This is a genomic window from Acinetobacter sp. OYA S30 (assembly GCF_033599315.1).
Classification (GTDB): domain Bacteria; phylum Pseudomonadota; class Gammaproteobacteria; order Pseudomonadales; family Moraxellaceae; genus Acinetobacter; species Acinetobacter baumannii.
Map to the genome: position 1 here is coordinate 120,568 of NZ_JAWVAV010000002.1, position 16,255 is coordinate 136,822.

The 16,255-nt window shown below is 39.1% G+C and carries 17 protein-coding genes; 13 read left to right on the forward strand and 4 right to left on the reverse strand.

Annotated elements, in window-relative coordinates:
- The first annotated feature begins 68 nt into the window (after window positions 1-68).
- The 3 genes from R5R67_RS01835 (at window position 69) to R5R67_RS01845 (ending at window position 2,974) form a co-directional block, all read left to right on the forward strand.
- The gene (locus R5R67_RS01835; RefSeq protein ID WP_000188097.1) at window positions 69-539 is read left to right on the forward strand and encodes a hypothetical protein; all 471 of its coding nucleotides are present in this window, start codon (window positions 69-71) and stop codon (window positions 537-539) included.
- A 216-nt stretch (window positions 540-755) separates the two neighbouring features.
- Window positions 756-1,634, forward strand: coding sequence for a homocysteine S-methyltransferase family protein (locus R5R67_RS01840; protein WP_000696106.1), 879 nt, complete (start codon window positions 756-758; stop codon window positions 1,632-1,634).
- Between the two features lie 5 nt (window positions 1,635-1,639).
- Complete coding sequence (locus R5R67_RS01845; protein ID WP_001271330.1) at window positions 1,640-2,974, forward strand: basic amino acid/polyamine antiporter; 1,335 nt, start codon at window positions 1,640-1,642, stop codon at window positions 2,972-2,974.
- 54 nt (window positions 2,975-3,028) lie between these two features.
- Here R5R67_RS01845 and R5R67_RS01850 read toward each other — a convergent pair whose 3' ends face one another.
- Together R5R67_RS01850 and R5R67_RS01855 are read right to left on the reverse strand one after the other, a co-directional pair.
- Window positions 3,029-4,942 carry a lipase family alpha/beta hydrolase gene (locus R5R67_RS01850; protein WP_000167369.1) on the reverse strand — a complete coding sequence of 638 codons (1,914 nt, stop codon included), beginning with the start codon at window positions 4,940-4,942 and terminating at the stop codon, window positions 3,029-3,031.
- A 124-nt stretch (window positions 4,943-5,066) separates the two neighbouring features.
- On the reverse strand, window positions 5,067-5,774 hold the full coding sequence (locus R5R67_RS01855; protein WP_318754740.1) for a YoaK family protein: 708 nt from the start codon (window positions 5,772-5,774) through the stop codon (window positions 5,067-5,069).
- A 320-nt stretch (window positions 5,775-6,094) separates the two neighbouring features.
- Here R5R67_RS01855 and R5R67_RS01860 point away from each other — a divergent pair, with 320 nt between their 5' ends.
- The gene (locus R5R67_RS01860) at window positions 6,095-6,370 is read left to right on the forward strand and encodes a hypothetical protein (protein WP_000061141.1); all 276 of its coding nucleotides are present in this window, start codon (window positions 6,095-6,097) and stop codon (window positions 6,368-6,370) included.
- Between the two features lie 14 nt (window positions 6,371-6,384).
- On the opposite strand, the gene R5R67_RS01865 is transcribed toward R5R67_RS01860, so the two are convergent.
- Window positions 6,385-7,275: a LysR family transcriptional regulator gene (locus R5R67_RS01865; protein WP_001105548.1), complete on the reverse strand. Its 891-nt coding sequence runs from the start codon at window positions 7,273-7,275 to the stop codon at window positions 6,385-6,387.
- A 187-nt stretch (window positions 7,276-7,462) separates the two neighbouring features.
- On the opposite strand from R5R67_RS01865, the gene R5R67_RS01870 reads away from it, so the two are divergent.
- The 9 genes from R5R67_RS01870 (at window position 7,463) to R5R67_RS01910 (ending at window position 15,555) form a co-directional block, all read left to right on the forward strand.
- Complete coding sequence (locus R5R67_RS01870) at window positions 7,463-8,407, forward strand: dihydrodipicolinate synthase family protein (protein WP_000050879.1); 945 nt, start codon at window positions 7,463-7,465, stop codon at window positions 8,405-8,407.
- 172 nt (window positions 8,408-8,579) lie between these two features.
- Window positions 8,580-9,965, forward strand: coding sequence for an MFS transporter (locus R5R67_RS01875; RefSeq protein ID WP_000182790.1), 1,386 nt, complete (start codon window positions 8,580-8,582; stop codon window positions 9,963-9,965).
- A 78-nt stretch (window positions 9,966-10,043) separates the two neighbouring features.
- Entirely contained in the window at window positions 10,044-11,390 is a 1,347-nt protein-coding gene (locus tag R5R67_RS01880; protein WP_001046230.1) for an OprD family outer membrane porin, read from the forward strand.
- A 643-nt stretch (window positions 11,391-12,033) separates the two neighbouring features.
- Entirely contained in the window at window positions 12,034-12,318 is a 285-nt protein-coding gene (locus R5R67_RS01885) for a hypothetical protein (protein ID WP_000675273.1), read from the forward strand.
- A gap of 194 nt (window positions 12,319-12,512) precedes the next feature.
- On the forward strand, window positions 12,513-13,067 hold the full coding sequence (locus R5R67_RS01890; RefSeq protein WP_025466906.1) for a PAAR domain-containing protein: 555 nt from the start codon (window positions 12,513-12,515) through the stop codon (window positions 13,065-13,067).
- A 17-nt stretch (window positions 13,068-13,084) separates the two neighbouring features.
- Window positions 13,085-13,783 carry a hypothetical protein gene (locus R5R67_RS01895; protein WP_000919097.1) on the forward strand — a complete coding sequence of 233 codons (699 nt, stop codon included), beginning with the start codon at window positions 13,085-13,087 and terminating at the stop codon, window positions 13,781-13,783.
- A 2-nt stretch (window positions 13,784-13,785) separates the two neighbouring features.
- A complete protein-coding gene (locus tag R5R67_RS01900; RefSeq protein ID WP_000837439.1) occupies window positions 13,786-14,316 on the forward strand; it encodes a hypothetical protein in 531 nt (176 codons plus the stop codon).
- 126 nt (window positions 14,317-14,442) lie between these two features.
- Entirely contained in the window at window positions 14,443-14,946 is a 504-nt protein-coding gene (locus R5R67_RS01905; protein WP_000824787.1) for a hypothetical protein, read from the forward strand.
- 174 nt (window positions 14,947-15,120) lie between these two features.
- Window positions 15,121-15,555 carry a hypothetical protein gene (locus tag R5R67_RS01910; RefSeq protein WP_079265671.1) on the forward strand — a complete coding sequence of 145 codons (435 nt, stop codon included), beginning with the start codon at window positions 15,121-15,123 and terminating at the stop codon, window positions 15,553-15,555.
- Between the two features lie 68 nt (window positions 15,556-15,623).
- Here the strand turns inward: R5R67_RS01910 and R5R67_RS01915 are convergent, their stop codons facing one another.
- Window positions 15,624-16,250, reverse strand: coding sequence for a hypothetical protein (locus R5R67_RS01915; RefSeq protein ID WP_000566723.1), 627 nt, complete (start codon window positions 16,248-16,250; stop codon window positions 15,624-15,626).
- Window positions 16,251-16,255: the final 5 nt, after the last annotated feature.

Consider the following 16,255-nt stretch of genomic DNA (forward strand, 5'->3'; position numbering starts at 1 on the left):
ATCAAAAGGATGAATTTCGATTCGTCCTTTTGTTTTTTAAGACTTCTGTTGAGATATTTAGACTTGCCATGACGCCTTTAAAATCATCACCTCGCCTCTTGTCATTTTGTTTTAAGCTCGTACTTGTTTTGCTACTGGCTTATCTTTTGTTAAGTGGGTTTTATATGTGGATGATTGGCGGTACAGCCATTTACGTCAGCTCAGCCGTGTTATTTGTCATTACTGCCTATTCTTTTAAGCTCGGTAAATATCAAAAACTGTGTTCTGTTTTAAATGTGCTCATGAGTGCACTCGCGTTATATTTCAGCACGGCTCATCTATTTTTCTCCCCTATCCAGTTCTTTATATTTTTACCTGCGCTATTTTTTGTTGTGTTGGCTTTTACTCAAGTAAGTAAAGTTCGTAGTTTATCTAAAGTACTCATATTAATTAGTTTATTGATTTGGTCAGGCGTACATTTTACGCAGCTTGAACAACTCAAAGCGTATTATCAAACACAGCATACTGGTGAAAGCTGGCAGCAATACGGCGCGCTATAAGAGTATTTTTAGTCTGTATACTTCATGAAAATGTATTTTCTTTTTCACATGAAGTTCATCAGTAAAACTGAACAGCATTTACAGAATTCCTTTTAAGAAAAAATATTCATAACAATCTAATTTATTTAGAAATATATCGAGCATATTAGCGATTGAATAGCATTCATCTACACGCTAGATTAGCTGAATTATTTTTCTCCCTTTACGTTGTAATTTATGAAAATTTTAGATGGCGGTTTAGGCCGTGAATTGGCTCGCCGTGGCGCTCCGTTTCGTCAACCAGAGTGGTCTGCTCTTGCACTCATTGAAGCACCTGAAACAGTAAAAGAAGTCCACCTCGACTTTATCAACGCTGGTGCAGAAGTCATTACAACCAATAACTATGCGGTTGTGCCATTTCATATTGGTCAAGAACGTTTTGAAACTGACGGCGTGCGTTTAATTAAAGTTGCGATTGAACAAGCAAAAAATGCAGTTAAAGAAAGCGGCAAAAATGTCAAAATCGCAGGCTGCTTACCGCCTTTATTTGGTTCTTACCGTGCCGACTTGTTCCAGCCAGAACAGGCTAAAAACCTTGCTGAGCCAATTATTAACACATTGGCACCAGAGGTTGATTTTTGGCTCGCTGAAACTCAATCATGCTTAAAAGAAGTTGAAACAGTTCATGCGTTATTGCCACAAGATGGTAAAGACTATTGGGTGTCATTTACGCTACAAGACGAAATCAAACAAGAACAAGCTTTACTTCGTTCTGGCGAAAACATGCAGCAAGTGGCTGATTTCATCAAACAATCCAATGCCAAAGCAGTATTGTTTAACTGCTGCCAACCTGAAGTGATCTTGCAAGCGATTAATGAAATTAAAGAGCTTATTCCTGAGTCTGTACAAATTGGTGCTTATGCCAACGCTTTCCCACCGCAAGATGAAAGCGCTACTGCTAACGATGGCCTTGATGAAATTCGTAAAGACTTAGATGCTCCAGCTTATCTTGCTTTTGCCAAACAATGGCAGCAAGCAGGTGCAAGTTTAGTGGGCGGTTGCTGTGGTATTGGACCAGAACACATTGCTGAACTTTCTCAATTTTTTAAAGAATAAATACCATGTCTGCTGCCAAAATCGGATTACTGTCTCTTACAGCGCTGGTATTTAGTTCTATGGTGGGGTCAGGCGTATTTAGCCTCCCCCAAAATATGGCTCAAGTCGCCAACGGCTCTGCCCTTCTTGTTGCATGGCTCATTACCGGAGTCGGCATTATTTTCTTGGCTCTCTCATTGTTGCATTTAACCCGTCAACGACCAGATCTAGATGGCGGTATTTATAACTATGCACGCGAAGGCTTTGGAGACCTCATCGGGTTTTGCTCGGCGTGGGGCTATTGGTTGTGTACTACCATTGGTATTGTCGGTTATGTAGTGATTGCCTTTTCAGGCGTCGGCATGTTTACCGACAGCAAAGACCATATTATTTTTGGTGAAGGTAATACGCTCTACTCACTGATTGGATCAAGCATTTTTGTATGGCTGGTGCACTGGTTAGTAAGCCGAGGTATTAAGGAAGCTGCGATTGTGAATTTACTGGCAACCATTGCCAAAATTATTCCAATGGTGGTTTTCATCTTCTTTACCTTCATTGCCTTTAAGTTTGATCTATTCAAACTCAACTTAAATGATTTTTCTTTAAAAGTTCCCCTTTGGCAGCAAGTAAAAGACCTAATGCTCATTACCCTTTGGGTATTTACCGGTATTGAAGGTGCGGTGGTTTTATCATCACGTGCAAAAAACCGTCATGACATTGGCAAAGCGACCATTTTAGGTGTGTTGCTGGCATTAAGTTTTTACGTGATGGTCACAGTATTGGCTTATGGTGTAGTGAGCCGTGAAGTGCTTGCAGGCATGCATAACCCATCTATGGCGACCATTTTGCAGCAACTCATCGGTCTACCGGGTACCATCATTATTACTATCGGCTTGATTATTTCAGTTTCATCGTCTTATTTAAGCTGGACGTTATTTGCGACCGAAATTCCATATTTAGCTGCAAAAAATGGTGCTTTCCCGAAACTATTTTTAAAGAATAACCAAAATAATGTGCCAATTTCATCACTATGGCTGACCACTATTGTGGTGCAAGGTTCTCTGATTGCCGTGTATTTTTTCAACAAAAATTACACCCAGCTTTTATTGATTTCATCGGTGATGATTTTGCTGCCTTATTTTCTGGTATCGGCGTTTTATCTTAAAGAATCTATTCGCCACAAACGCACGCCGCATATTGCCATTGCAAGTGTCGCTTCAATCTATGCACTTTGGTTGCTATATGCAGCAGGCTTAGACTTACTGCTGTTGTCTGGCGTGTTGTATTTGGTTGGCTTGGTTATTTTTTCAATCAGCTACTTTGAGCATAAAAAATCGCTCAAACAAAATCAGCTTAATTAATCATTTCAACCACTGTTGAGCTATTTCAGCAGTGGTTTTCTAAAAACAAAAAAACTATTTTGAAGGCGGCGACTGCTTTAAATGCAATCGTAAAATACGGCGTAATTCTAAAATTGCCTCAGGGCTAGTTTGAATCGAATGCCCACCTTTAATAATCAGCTCCGACTGCTCCCCACCCAAATGTGAACTTTGATACGGCACAATCCCATCGCTCATTTTTGACTTATCTGTCGTACCATTTATGTTGCCCATAATTGAGTGATAGACCACGTTGGACGAGGGTTGAATGGCTTGGGTGAGCTTCATAAAGTTGGAAGAACGACTTAAATTACTTGCTCCATTTTCAATTAAGCCTTTTCTGAGTTTGGTATTTTTCTCATCTCTCATTTCAACGGCAATAAAAAAGTCGGCAGGTAAGCGAATAATACGGCGAGCAATTTGGGTAAACCATCGGTCAGCATAGTCAGTACCATGATGCGGCGCCGAAACAAAAACAACCCGCTTAAAATAGGGCAAATCTTTGAACTGAAAACGCTCTCGAATAACCGGATTTTCTTTTAAACGCTTTAACTGTGCTTCATTCATTTTTTGCATGGCTTGCTCTGAAACATCTGCATCGCTTACTAGCAAGCGGCTAATCACTCCGCCCATACTATGCCCAACCAATACGGCATCGTGTGCGGCATAACTGTCTTTAGCAATGTTTTGAAAAGCCTGATTCAGCAAAGAATAAATCTGAAAACGACTTTCGAAAATCGGCATATTGGTTGAATAAAACACTTGCCAAACTTGGTAGTTTTGTCTTAATTCGGCATCACCCATAATGTCATTGGTTAGGCTCACCCATGCCTCTGGGCTGCTTGCCAAGCCATGAATAAACACAATAATTTTCTTATTGGGGTTAAAGGGTTCCAGCATATATAAATGCGGCATGATTAAATTGGCTTCTTTATTAATTAAAGACCAATAACCTGCCGCACCTAAATTATATTTTGACAACCAAAGCCCATAAGGAGCCGAATAGTTTGCAGTCAGTGGATAGTCCACACCTTCAATTTTTACGCGGTCCTGTCGGTATGGGTCAAACATGGCAATTTCTAACTCTGCCCCATCAATGACCTGATCGGCTGTGGCCTTTTGTTTTGGGTAGGCAATAGCCGTCACTGGAAAGAAGCGTGGTAAATGAATATTGGGATTACTCTGGTGAGCATAAAAAGCATCGGGATCTAAAATAAAACCATGATTTACATCATGCTCCTTACGTCCCACAATAAACTCCGCACCTAAACCATCCTTACGGTTGACGGTATTAAACCCTGAAAAGTTCATGTTATAGCTAGAGCGAAAGGTATCGACCTCAATATGTTGTACATCTAACGCATGATCAAAGTTAACGTGGTACTCATGCCCATCTGCTTTCAGTAAAGGTGGGAAATGAAGCGTATTTAAATGATTAAAATACGTGGTCATGAGCTTCGACAAGGCGACGTTATAAAAAATACGTACCTGATTTTGTCGATGGTCAAATACCCGATCAAAAGGTGACTCTTCAGAGTCAAACAAATAGACATAGCTATAGCGCAAGCTTTTATCAAACAACGCAAGCTCTTGCTCAACACAACTGTTACTTTTAAGAGTGACATTACACTGGCTACTACGCCCAACATCTAAAGCTTTTGCCAAATAAATTTCACTTAGCGCAGCATAGCGTTCTTCTCGACTGCTATTTTCAGACAACCCCTGAATTTTATTTAAACAAACATTGAAGTTTTGCAGACAAGACGTTTCACTTTCTTTGACCAAATACAGCAAGTTTTGGGTTTGATGACTTAGAGTATTGTCAGTCAAAATGCTTTCATTTTTACTTTTTAAAGCACTGCTTAAGTTACTTTCTTTTAAATGAATGACCTGACAACCGCTCAGCAGTCCCATTATTGTAAGCACTAAATAATGGCCGGATTTTGTCATTGTGCATTCCTTTATCGAATGTATTTCCCCACTCATCATTATGCCTGTAAAGCTGTGCCTGAACAATTTCGGCTCAGCTTGGATTGGACTTTATTTAGAAAATAAAATTTGAACGTCTATTTTATTAAGCTTGTTTAAACTTCTGCCGGGAAGCCAAATAAGAAAAATAGAGTATGGGTAAAATAAACGGCGCTACGCTCCAAAAGTCAAAATAGACATAAAGTACCGCCCCCATCAAAGCACCAATGACAAAGCCAATGACAATACTGGCACTTTTAAGCAAACTTGCCCGATTGGCGGCATTATTATTTTTAAGCAAGTTAGCAATATCAATCCCAAACTGGGTAGTGTTGCCTGTCATCATGGTACTGGGGCTAATATTTTTAATAAGGGTTTTGCTTGATGTATTACGAATCGCCAAAGCAATTAAACCGAGGCCACCAGTGATTGCAACCGTAATCGAATCGGCATTTTTAAATGGCTCAAAGTAAAGCCCAGCAGCCATAAAAGCAAAGAGAAAAATAGCTTCAAATAAAAATAAATAAGACAGCGTTTTGTGTTTGGTCTGACTACGGTCAATTAAAAGTTTGGTAATAACTACCGTCACAATAAACAATGGAATAGCCGCAAGTTTAATCCATAAACCTGCACCCCCCTTCACCAACGCAGCCCCGGCCAATACCAAGTTGCCCGTCACATGAGCAGTAAAAAAACCAAATAACGCGATAAAGCCAATGGTATCAATTGCCCCGCCCACCATGGTCAATAAAACAGGATCTCGACATATTGTCCATGTACTTTGTATTTCTTGTTGAATTGAAGTCTCTGGCATAAGCAGCATCCTGTTCTTTTAAAGTCATTAAGTTCAGTACGAAGATGTTTTAAGTATTTAAAAACAAATCAAAGCTAAAGCATTTATCAAAACAAAAAAGTATGTAAAAACATAGAGTGTTTAATGTCGCAACACTGTCTTCAAAACAGCAACAATAAAATTTGTTTATTTTTAGAACATTAAACGCTTCTCATCCGCAAATCAATTTGACCTCTAAAACCGTTCTAACTATGATGAAGCCGCAAGTTTCGCCAATATTTTGCACAAACGGCTGTTGTGCTGAGTGATTGATAAAGAAAACAACAACGACGAGAAGGAATATGTCTCTTTATAATTTTTCAGTTTTTTTGGGTGGATTGTTATTTGTATCGATTGCCTCTGCCGGCTATAAAAGTAATGCACACCGTGACTTTTACTCAAAATGCGTAGCTGCTGGACATAGTCGCGCGACCTGTCTGTGTATTTATCACCGTTTAGAGCGCCAATATTCCCCAAAACTCATGCATAAGCTTGGTAAGTTAAGTCTACAAAGCCCAGAAGTGCCGCGTGATTTTGTAAAAACCATGCTTCGAACGATGCAACAGTGCCAGTCATAAAGTTACAAGTTTTTTTAAAGCAAATCAGCAAGATTTCTAATTTCTTCCATCACCGCCTTACACGCAGGCGTTAAATAGCCGTGCTTAGAAATAGATAAAGAAATATAGCGCTTTAGCGCGGGGTTAATAATTTTTGCGGCTTGAATTGAAGTGTATTGGCTGGCTTTTTTTAAAGCTTGCGGCCCCAGCATGGTATACATGCGAGACTCGGAAACTAAATGGGTTTGTAAACTAATCGAATCGGCTTCAAACACAATATTCAGCTCTACCCCATTTTCATAAGCTAGGTGGTCTAAAAAATTACGCCAGTTACTTGGCCTGCAAAACGTGACCAGTGGTAACTGACTTACCTCTTTAAATTCGACCTCATTTGCCTGAGTGAGCGCGTCTCCTTCACAGCCGACCAAATAGGTATCGGCTTCGGTAAGGTAAACATCTCCTTGTTTAGGTGTCGGGTTAAAGCGATAGAGTATGGCTAAATCGACACTGCCATCTTCTAGCCATTTTTCTAAATGCACCCCTTGCCCTTCACGCACCGACAGTTTAATTAGGGGATATTTCTCTTGAAGCACTTTATACAAAGTCGATAACAATGGATGTGCAGTAGAGGGCAAACTGGCAATACGAACCGTACCAATTGGGGTATCGGTCGAGTGCAAAATTTCATTATTAAGTTGGTCGGTTACGTTCAGCCATGAACGAATTTTAGGAAGTAAATGCTGGCCTAAATCGGTGAGTTCTACGCCGCGGCCAGTTCGGTTAAACAAACGTCCGCCACATTGGGCTTCAAGCTCGTTCATTTGCCGACTGATTTGCGGTTGATTGGTGTTATGCAGCATGGCGACTTTGCTTAAGCTACCGAGTTCCACCGCGTCTAAAAATATTTTCCATAATTCATAATTCATCGATTCTTCCTAAATCGTAAATAGGCAGCATTTTGAGCCATACATTTTCAGTATAACTGAAATTCAAGAATTGGTAATTCCTACATAGCTCACCTATTTCTATACTCCAATCATGTTCTCTACAACACGATTTAAGTCAGATTAAGAACCAGAGAATATTTAATTACACTGTATAGGAAGTACGATTATGAGTTTAGATTTACGTGGATTAACCCCAGCACCTGTGACTCCTTTTACCCGTGACGGACAAGTAGACCATAATGCAATTCAACGTTTAGGTTCATGGTTAGGCAGTATTGATGGTGTGAAAGGCTTGGTTGTTCTTGGGCATGCAGGTGAAGGAACATTCTTGTCGCAAAAAGAACAAATGCAGGTCATCGAAAGCTTTGTTAAATCGGTAGATGACAAAATTCCGGTAATCGCAGGGATTACACTCGAAGGTACTTCGGTTGCAGCAGAAGAAGCAAAACGTGCAGTCAGCGCAGGTGCTTCGGCAGGTTTGATTTACCCTTCACATGGCTGGTTGCGTTTTGGCTATCAAAAAGGCGCACCACAAGACCGCTATAAAGCGATTTATGAAGAAAGTGGTTTGCCATCTATTTTATTCCAATATCCAGATGCAACGAAGGCCACTTACGACCTAGAAACCCTACTCGATATTTCTGCACAGCCAGGTGTATTTGCCATGAAAAATGGTGTGCGTAACATGCGCCGCTGGGATGTCGAAATTCCAATTATTCGCCGTGAACGCCCAGACTTACAGGTATTGACCTGCCACGATGAATATTTGCTTCACACCATGTTTGATGTAGACGGCGCTTTGGTTGGCTATGGCAACATTGCCCCTGAATTGTTAATTGAAATGATTAAAGCAGGCAAAGCCAAAGATTACGCCAAAGCTCGTGCGATTCACGACCAATTATTACCAGTAACTCGCAATGTCTATCACCGTGGTTCACACATGGAAGGTACGGTCGCGCTGAAACATGCACTGGTTGCTCGCGGAATTTTGGACCATGCCACTGTGCGTTCACCTCTGCTTCCACTGGCAGATGGTGCTGAGCAAGAAATTCATGATGCAATGCGTCAAGCCGGAATTGGCAAGGTCGATTTAACCCAAGCCGTTGCTTAAATTCCATTCGGGCTAGCATATACGCTAGCCTTTTTTTCCTGTACGCTGCCTGAGGCCAAACATCGGGCATGTCTCTTAAAAACAATAATAAAAAGCATGCAAACTGTGGTGAACAGGTAGTGCGAAATAGAACAACAAAACTACGAGGAATGTAGTGATAAGGAGATATAAGATGACAAATCTAGCGGATGTAGAACAAATTAGTCATCATCAAAAAAATGCAGAAATTATTGCAAGGCTCGAACGGCTACCCGTCACCGGACGATTGCAATTTATGCGAATTACCATCGGTATCGCGACTTTTTTTGACGCTTATACTGTTCTTGCGATTGCCTTTGCTTTACCCCAACTCATTACCGAATGGCACCTGACGCCTGCCTATGTCGGCGCGATCATTGCCGCGGGCTATGTTGGGCAACTGGTCGGTGCGATCTTTTTTGGTTCACTTGCCGAAAAAGTTGGTCGTTTAAAAGTGCTGTCTTTTACCATTTTACTGTTTGTGGCAATGGACATTTCTTGTCTGTTTGCTTGGAGCGGAATGTCACTGTTAATTTTCCGTTTCTTACAAGGTGTTGGCACAGGTGGCGAAGTCCCTGTTGCAAGTGCCTATATTAATGAGTTTATTGGTGCAGAAAAGCGCGGTAAGTTTTTCTTGCTCTATGAAGTTTTATTCCCACTTGGTCTTATGTTTGCAGGCATGGCAGCGTTTTTTCTGATGCCAATTTACGGCTGGAAAGTCATGTTTATTGTAGGCTTAATTCCCTCTTTACTGGTGATTCCTTTACGGTTTTTCTTGCCTGAGTCACCACGTTGGCTTGCTTCAAAAGGTCGTTTTAAAGAAGCCGATCAAGTCGTCAAAAGCTTTGAAGATGGTGCCATCAAAAGCGGTAAAACTTTGCCTGAACCTGTGGTTAAAGAAATTAACCCGCAAGGCATGGCAAAAACCGACTGGCGCGAGCTGTTCCGTGGTATTTACCGTAAACGTACTTTTACCCTGTGGGGCATGTGGTTTTGCGTGTATATGGTGAACAATGCCATGGTGACTTGGCTGCCATCTCTCTACAAACAACACTTTGGTCTGTCGCTGCAAACCAGTTTAGGTTATGGCTGGATTACTTCGGGCGTGGGTGTGATTGCTTCTATTATCTGTGCATTAATGATTGATAAAGTCGGCCGCCGCCCTTGGTACAGTGCAGCGTTTTTCTTAGCGATTATTCCACTCATGAGCCTCTCGGTTTTAGGCGCAAAATCGGCGATGCAAGTTGTAATTTTAGCAACACTGAGCTATGCCATTTTGCAAACCATTTCATTCTCTTTATACCTTTACGCTGCTGAACTTTACCCTACTCGCCTACGTGCGATGGGCATCGGGTTTAGTACCGCGTGGTTACGTGCCGGCTCTGCAATTGGACCGGTTATGGTCGGCCTCGTGGTTGGTGGCTATGGCATTCAATACGTGTTTAGTGTACTTGCCGTTGTGGCGCTCATTGGTGGGCTTGTGACCTTCTTGTTTGCCATTGAAACCAAAGGCCAAGTGCTCGAAAAACTCTCTCCTTAATTCATCCATTTCATAAAAAGTTTGCCTAACCTAAGCGTTAGGCAAAGGGCTTATTCATGCTTAAAAAAGGAATTTAAAATGAATAAATATTTGCTATGGGGCTGTATTAGTTTAAGCAGTGTGAGCAACGCGTATGCAGAGCTTCCTCAACAATTTGGCAAGTTAGAATTAAAACTCAACACCCGTTACTGGAACGATGAAGGCACTGCTCACCCTACGCTTGCCAACCCTTCGCCTTCGTCGAGTGAATATGAACAAAGTGCCTTAGGGCTTGAGTTAAATTATCAGTCACCTTACTTGTGGGACTGGCTTGGAGTAGATGGTTCACTCTATGCAGTCACCAAGTTATTTGACTCTGGCAAGCCCAGTGCTCAGCTTTTAGAGGTCGAAAATAACGGCAAGCTCGATCAAAACTTTGCGACTTTAGGTCAGCTCTATATCAAAGCGAAACTCGGTGATAAAGGCGAAATTAAATTAGGCCGTCAGTTGCACGATTCGCTGTTACTTAAAAGCACCAATAACCGCGCAGTGCCCGACACCTTTTCGGGTGCAAGTGGTCAGTTTCAACTAAATGATCAGCTACAGACTTACATAGCCTACTATGACCGCTGGAAACCGCGCAGCATGGACTCTTTTGAAAAACTGGTGACTGAAAATGACGAGCGCATTGATTATGTGGGTTTACTGGGTGCCAAGTATCAATACAAAAACTGGAGCATGAATGCCGAATATTTAAATAGCAAAGATTATTTAAAAAAGTATGGGGCGATTGCTCAATATAAATTGCCTTTGCATGGCTTGGTGTGGACATTCAACACAGGTGCTTTTTTCTCACGTGATGATGGCAAGCTGTTTAAATGCGGTGCCGAAACCGAGCTGGACTGTGTCAAAGGCCAAGACATTAACAACCGGGGCAATGGTTATTTTGTCGATGTAAATGTGGCCAAGAATAATCTCGAAGGTGGTATTGCCGTTTCAAAGTTTGATGGTTTTTGGATTGAAGATAACTTTGCTGTGCACTCCGCCCGCAATTCGGTTTTAACGCAAGACCACGGCACCAACCCGTTTCCGACCTCTGCAACCATTGGTCCTGACTTTACCAATAACGATGAAACCGCCGTTGCCCTTCGCCTGAAATATAACTGGAAAGACTACGTGAAAGGTTTAAAAACCGAGGCGAAGTATATTTATGGCTTTGGTGCGCACCAAAGTAACATCAGCAGTGATATTGAAGGTAAAGAGCGTTACTTTGACTTTACAGTGAGTTATGCCTTGCCGTGGGTGAAAAACTTAGAGGTGCGTTATTCATTTTTGCATTATGAGTCAAAGTTTGAAAATGCAAACCTAGGTGAAAAAATAAATGGCATGTCTCGGAAAGATTGGGGCCAGCACCGTGTATTTATTAATTATCGTTATACATTTTAAGAGCAAGCTAAACGTTTAGTTTAGCTTTATTATTTTTATTAATTTAACGATTTAAACCGATTAACTTTTGAGTTTAATTAAAATATAAATTTATATTTAAAATTTTTATAATATTTTATTTAAATTGAATTGACCTGTTAAAAACTTATGATTATTATGGTCCCGCTGGCCTACATTGCCAGTCGGTTTTGACAGACCGAGTATACAGCGTATCAGGTTTATACTTCCTGAGTATCAGACTTGTGCGCAACCTGCACCTCCCCCTTACCGTTGCGGTAGGACGGGAGGGGGACGCGCTTGCGCGTGCTGGTGTATACCCAGTCTGTCAACCCCTTCTCGTTCTACCACCCAAATCAATTGACGGTGATTTTTGGTGGTAGAGCTCCATAAATTCTAGGAGTTAACCATGACCTTTTATAGATTAACCCCCTCTCCCTTATAAACTTTTTATTTATTTAAAATTTAGGTTTTCTATTATCTAAAGTTTTAAATCTATAAATTATTTTTATTTTAAAATTTAAGTCATTTTATTTTATTGCTTTTATAGGCGGGTTAACTATTGCCTAAAAAATGATTTTAAAACTTAAAATATAGCGGTTTATTTTTTCTCATTGAGATATCCCCAAATCATCACGAGAATAATATGAAATTTTATAAAACTATTTTGGTTTTAGGCCTCGTTGTCGGCGATTACAGCGTTTCGGGTTGTGACCTCCGCACGCAGCAGGAGTTTGAAAAAATTTGCCTGTCTGGTGGGCATACCCAAGCCAGTTGCGACTGTATATACCAACGGCTTGAACAAGTGTATTCGCCTCAGCTCATGCAACGCCTAGAACATGTCAGTTTGCAAAGTCCTGCTCTCCCACAGGACTTTGCCCCTACTTTTTTTAGCGTGATGCGGCGGTGCGATAAAAACGACATGGGCTAAGCGTTTGGCTTAGCTCCCTTATCTCTGTGCCGCAATGGTGGATGACTTTAAATCAGCGCAAAAAATTAAAGTTCTGTTGTGGCACGGGGGCCTTAGGAAATAAGTTAACTCTACTGAACAATAAAAATATACAGTATTGTCTACCCCCTGTTTGGTATCATTTTGACACTTCATAAAGATAAGAAGGAATAAATTTGGCAACACCATATATAACAATAGGCTGCCCTACTAGTGGTGGCGGTCAAGTAATTTCTGGGAACAGCATGTTCCTAATTGACGGGATTCCCGTTGCTTGCGTCGGCGACAAAGCTACCTGCCCAACTCATAAAGTTGTTGCAACCATTGTGTCTGGCGACCCGTATATGCAAATCTTTGGTAAAGCTGCTGCCCGTGTTAATGACTCTCTTTCCTGTGGCTGTAAGTTACTTCCACAACAGAACTTAGTAGTTCAAGACAATGGTGGGGGTTCTGCTCAAAGTTCACCAGTGAGTAAAGCTCAAACTCAAGATAGTTTTGTAGAAGACAAGTCAAAAGATATTCATAAAATCCAATTTAAGCTTGTTGATGATGAGACTAAAAAGCCACTCACTGAACTTATGTATGAAATTTATAGTAAAGATAAAGGACAGCTACTTGTACAAGGCTACACTGATAAAAGCGGATTAACGGCGCTTTATGAAAGCAACTATACAGCCGAATCTGTAGAAGTAATTTTAGTGGACTTATCGAAGCCAATTGAACCTATTTAGAATTATTGGAAGTTTTTATGGCTGGCTCTCAAAGAGAAATAAACACAAATTTAGGTCGAATAATTTTTCATTCAAACTACGACACTAAACCTGCAAATGTTGAAATTGATCTTAAAAGTACAACCAACATGTGCGTCTCAAAAGATGAAGGTTATCTAACAGCTTGTGAAGGTTGGCAAAATTTAGTACCTGTTAAAAAAATAGTTCCTTACACGTTTGGAATGAAACAAGCCCATTGGGACCATGTTAAAGAAAGGCAACCCTTTGAATATGATATGGCTTTACATTTTGGTTTGCAGTTCGATTTACGTGAAATTGAAAAAGCTACGCCTGGTTTAATTTATACAGAATATTTTCATACACTGATGTACCTACGCTTTGCATCTTACATAACAGATGTCGCGACAAGTCGAGCAGGTAAAGCCCTATTTGAACTTGCTAAAGATGTGTTTGAAATCAGAGCTGCTGCTAACTATAAAGATATACCAGAAATTGTAAAACTTGCTCCTACTGGTATGGGCTTATTTGATAAAGCCAGATATGTAGGACTTGCTGAAGCAGTCAAACTCAATAGAGGTCCTTTTTACATAGATCAAGTAATGTATGAAGTAGTCTTCGGTAATCGAAAAAAATGGAATAGGCAGGCTTATAATCTTGCTGTTGCTGAATATGGTTATGTGCGACCGTTGTCTGAAATGAGAAAAATGGGTGATTAATTGTGAAGTCTAAACTTTGTATTATTTTAATGTCTCTTTTGACAGTAGCGTGTAGCCAAGCAAACACGCCCAAGAAGGATGTAATTACTGAAGCTGATGTAACCCAAGCAAGCGAAGCATCTCTCTATGCTCAGTTTAATCAGCTTTATTACACAAAGTTCTTATATAAAGCAGCATACAATGAAGCTAACAAGGTAACTGAAACTAATGATCAATTGCTGAGTTATGCAACTTTTTTAATGCATGCAGTAAATACAACATACAATTCTTTAAATTTAAAGCTTAATGATGACCTAGATTTAATGGCTTCGGGCAAAAAAAGTAAGATGTCTATTGATGCTTTAGATTCATTATGTGTAAGTAATAAATACATCGAAAAATATATAAAACTGAAAGAAAAAAACGGGAGCAAAGTTTCTGCTGAAGCTAAAGAACTATCTAAAGAGGCTTTGGCCCTTCAACCGAAAATTGAAAAAATCATAATGAAAACCGATTCACCGTTAAATGATATTGAATGTAAAAAATTAAAGTAAGCTAGAGAAAGCCCTGATTGTTCAGGGCTTTTTTAAAAATGCCTTAACTCAAAATTGATACATTTACGTTTTTATTGATTGTATGAGTCGAGCATCCTGATAAAAGAAAGTAAAGCAGTAAAACTTATGAAACGTTTAGCTATATTATTATTTAGTGTTACATTGATGAGTTATAGTCATGCAGATAATACAAGTCATAAAGAACGAGAAGCTGAAATTAGCAATGCACTTGCATCAAGAACTCTTGCTGTTGCAGATGATATAGCCCAATCGAGACGATTATATATAACAGCATATAATACCATTAATACTAAATCTGAGATGAGTAATGAACTTCTTATCTATACAGTTCGTAAAGTGGATTCATTAATAGGGAATTATGAAACAGATAAAGATAGTTTCGAAAATGATATTATAGCCAATAAAAAAATTACGTTAGAAGCAGTAGATGGACTTTGTATTATGAACAAGTTTATTCAAAAATATTCGTCACTTGTTGATATGAAAAAAGCTCCACCTAGCCTGCAAGAAGACACAAAGCGTGCCTTATCTTATCAGCCAATTTATCTTAAAAGACTCAGCTCAGACAAAGACTATTTAAGTCAATTACAGTGTATCAATTTAAAGTAATTTGATATTGATGAAATGAGTCTGGTGGTGAAGATGACCGTTCTAAATAATTATTTCATAAAATGGCCCTAAATTTTTCAGGGCCTTTCGATATGAAAAACAGAGATTACAATAGAGATCCAAATAATGTCGGCGAACAGGACTTATATTAAATTTATCTGTGTCCTTCTGTTTATGCTTTTCATGAATGGTTGTGCAAATTCCCAGATAAATAGCGATAGAGAAGCTTTAGTTAATGCAGGACGTGGCGCCGTCAATGTAATAATTACAAATTACCGAGTGTACAGATATGCCCCTCAAGAAAAAAATAGTGATGTCACAAAATCATTAGTTTATGCAACATTAACAAATGCAAATATATTAAAGGCTTTTGAAGAAGAAGCTGGAAATGGTTATGTTATTGAAGAAAGTTTGAATACTCGTAAGTTGAATGAAATCTGCTGGATGGCGAAATTTGTACGTGAAACTAAAGATGTAATCTCACCCAAAGAACAAGATCACTATAAAGATATTTATGCTTGGTTAAATAACAAAGAAAAAGCTTGGGTGAAAAAAATAAATTCTTCCTATACTAAAGATGAATTAGGACCTGACGATTGCCGCAAATAATGAGTCATAAAAAAGCCATTTATCGTAAGTGGCTTTTTATATAAACTTTTATCATTTATCTTGAGAGACTAAGATAAATTTGACAACTTCAAGTCATCATAAATTTCAATAAGGATATCTATAGAAAAAAATAAAATTCCAGAAATAATAGCTACACTTCCTCCAATAAAAATTAATATTAGCAACCCTAGATTTAATACCCAACTTTCCACATAAAAAGGTTTAAATACTCCCAACCAATCTATAAGAAAAACAAAAATATGATTAATTGAAATTATAAATATTGAAGAAATATAGCTAAAAAATAAAATAATCCTCTTTTTTTTATAATTGTTCTTTGAAGACCTAGTGGAAAGGAATATTTTTTCTTCTTTTACAACCGTATCAATTAAAAATTTTATACGGGTTAACTTCTTTATAATAAAGAAAAATTTATGAGGACATGTTTCAATTACATAATCAACTTCTAGGTGTCCTATCTTATCAGAACAAGCTAAAGCTTGTGCAGCACAGTCTTTTTCAACTTTACTGATATCTTTATTATTATAATAATTCTCTATATAAACTGATATAGCTTCCAATCTATTCAGATAAAATTTTCTTCTATGAGAAAAACGTTTACTTTTATCAATCCATACAAAAAATGGAACAATAGCTAAAAAAATAGGTAAGCATTTAATAATATTATCAATCATAGTTT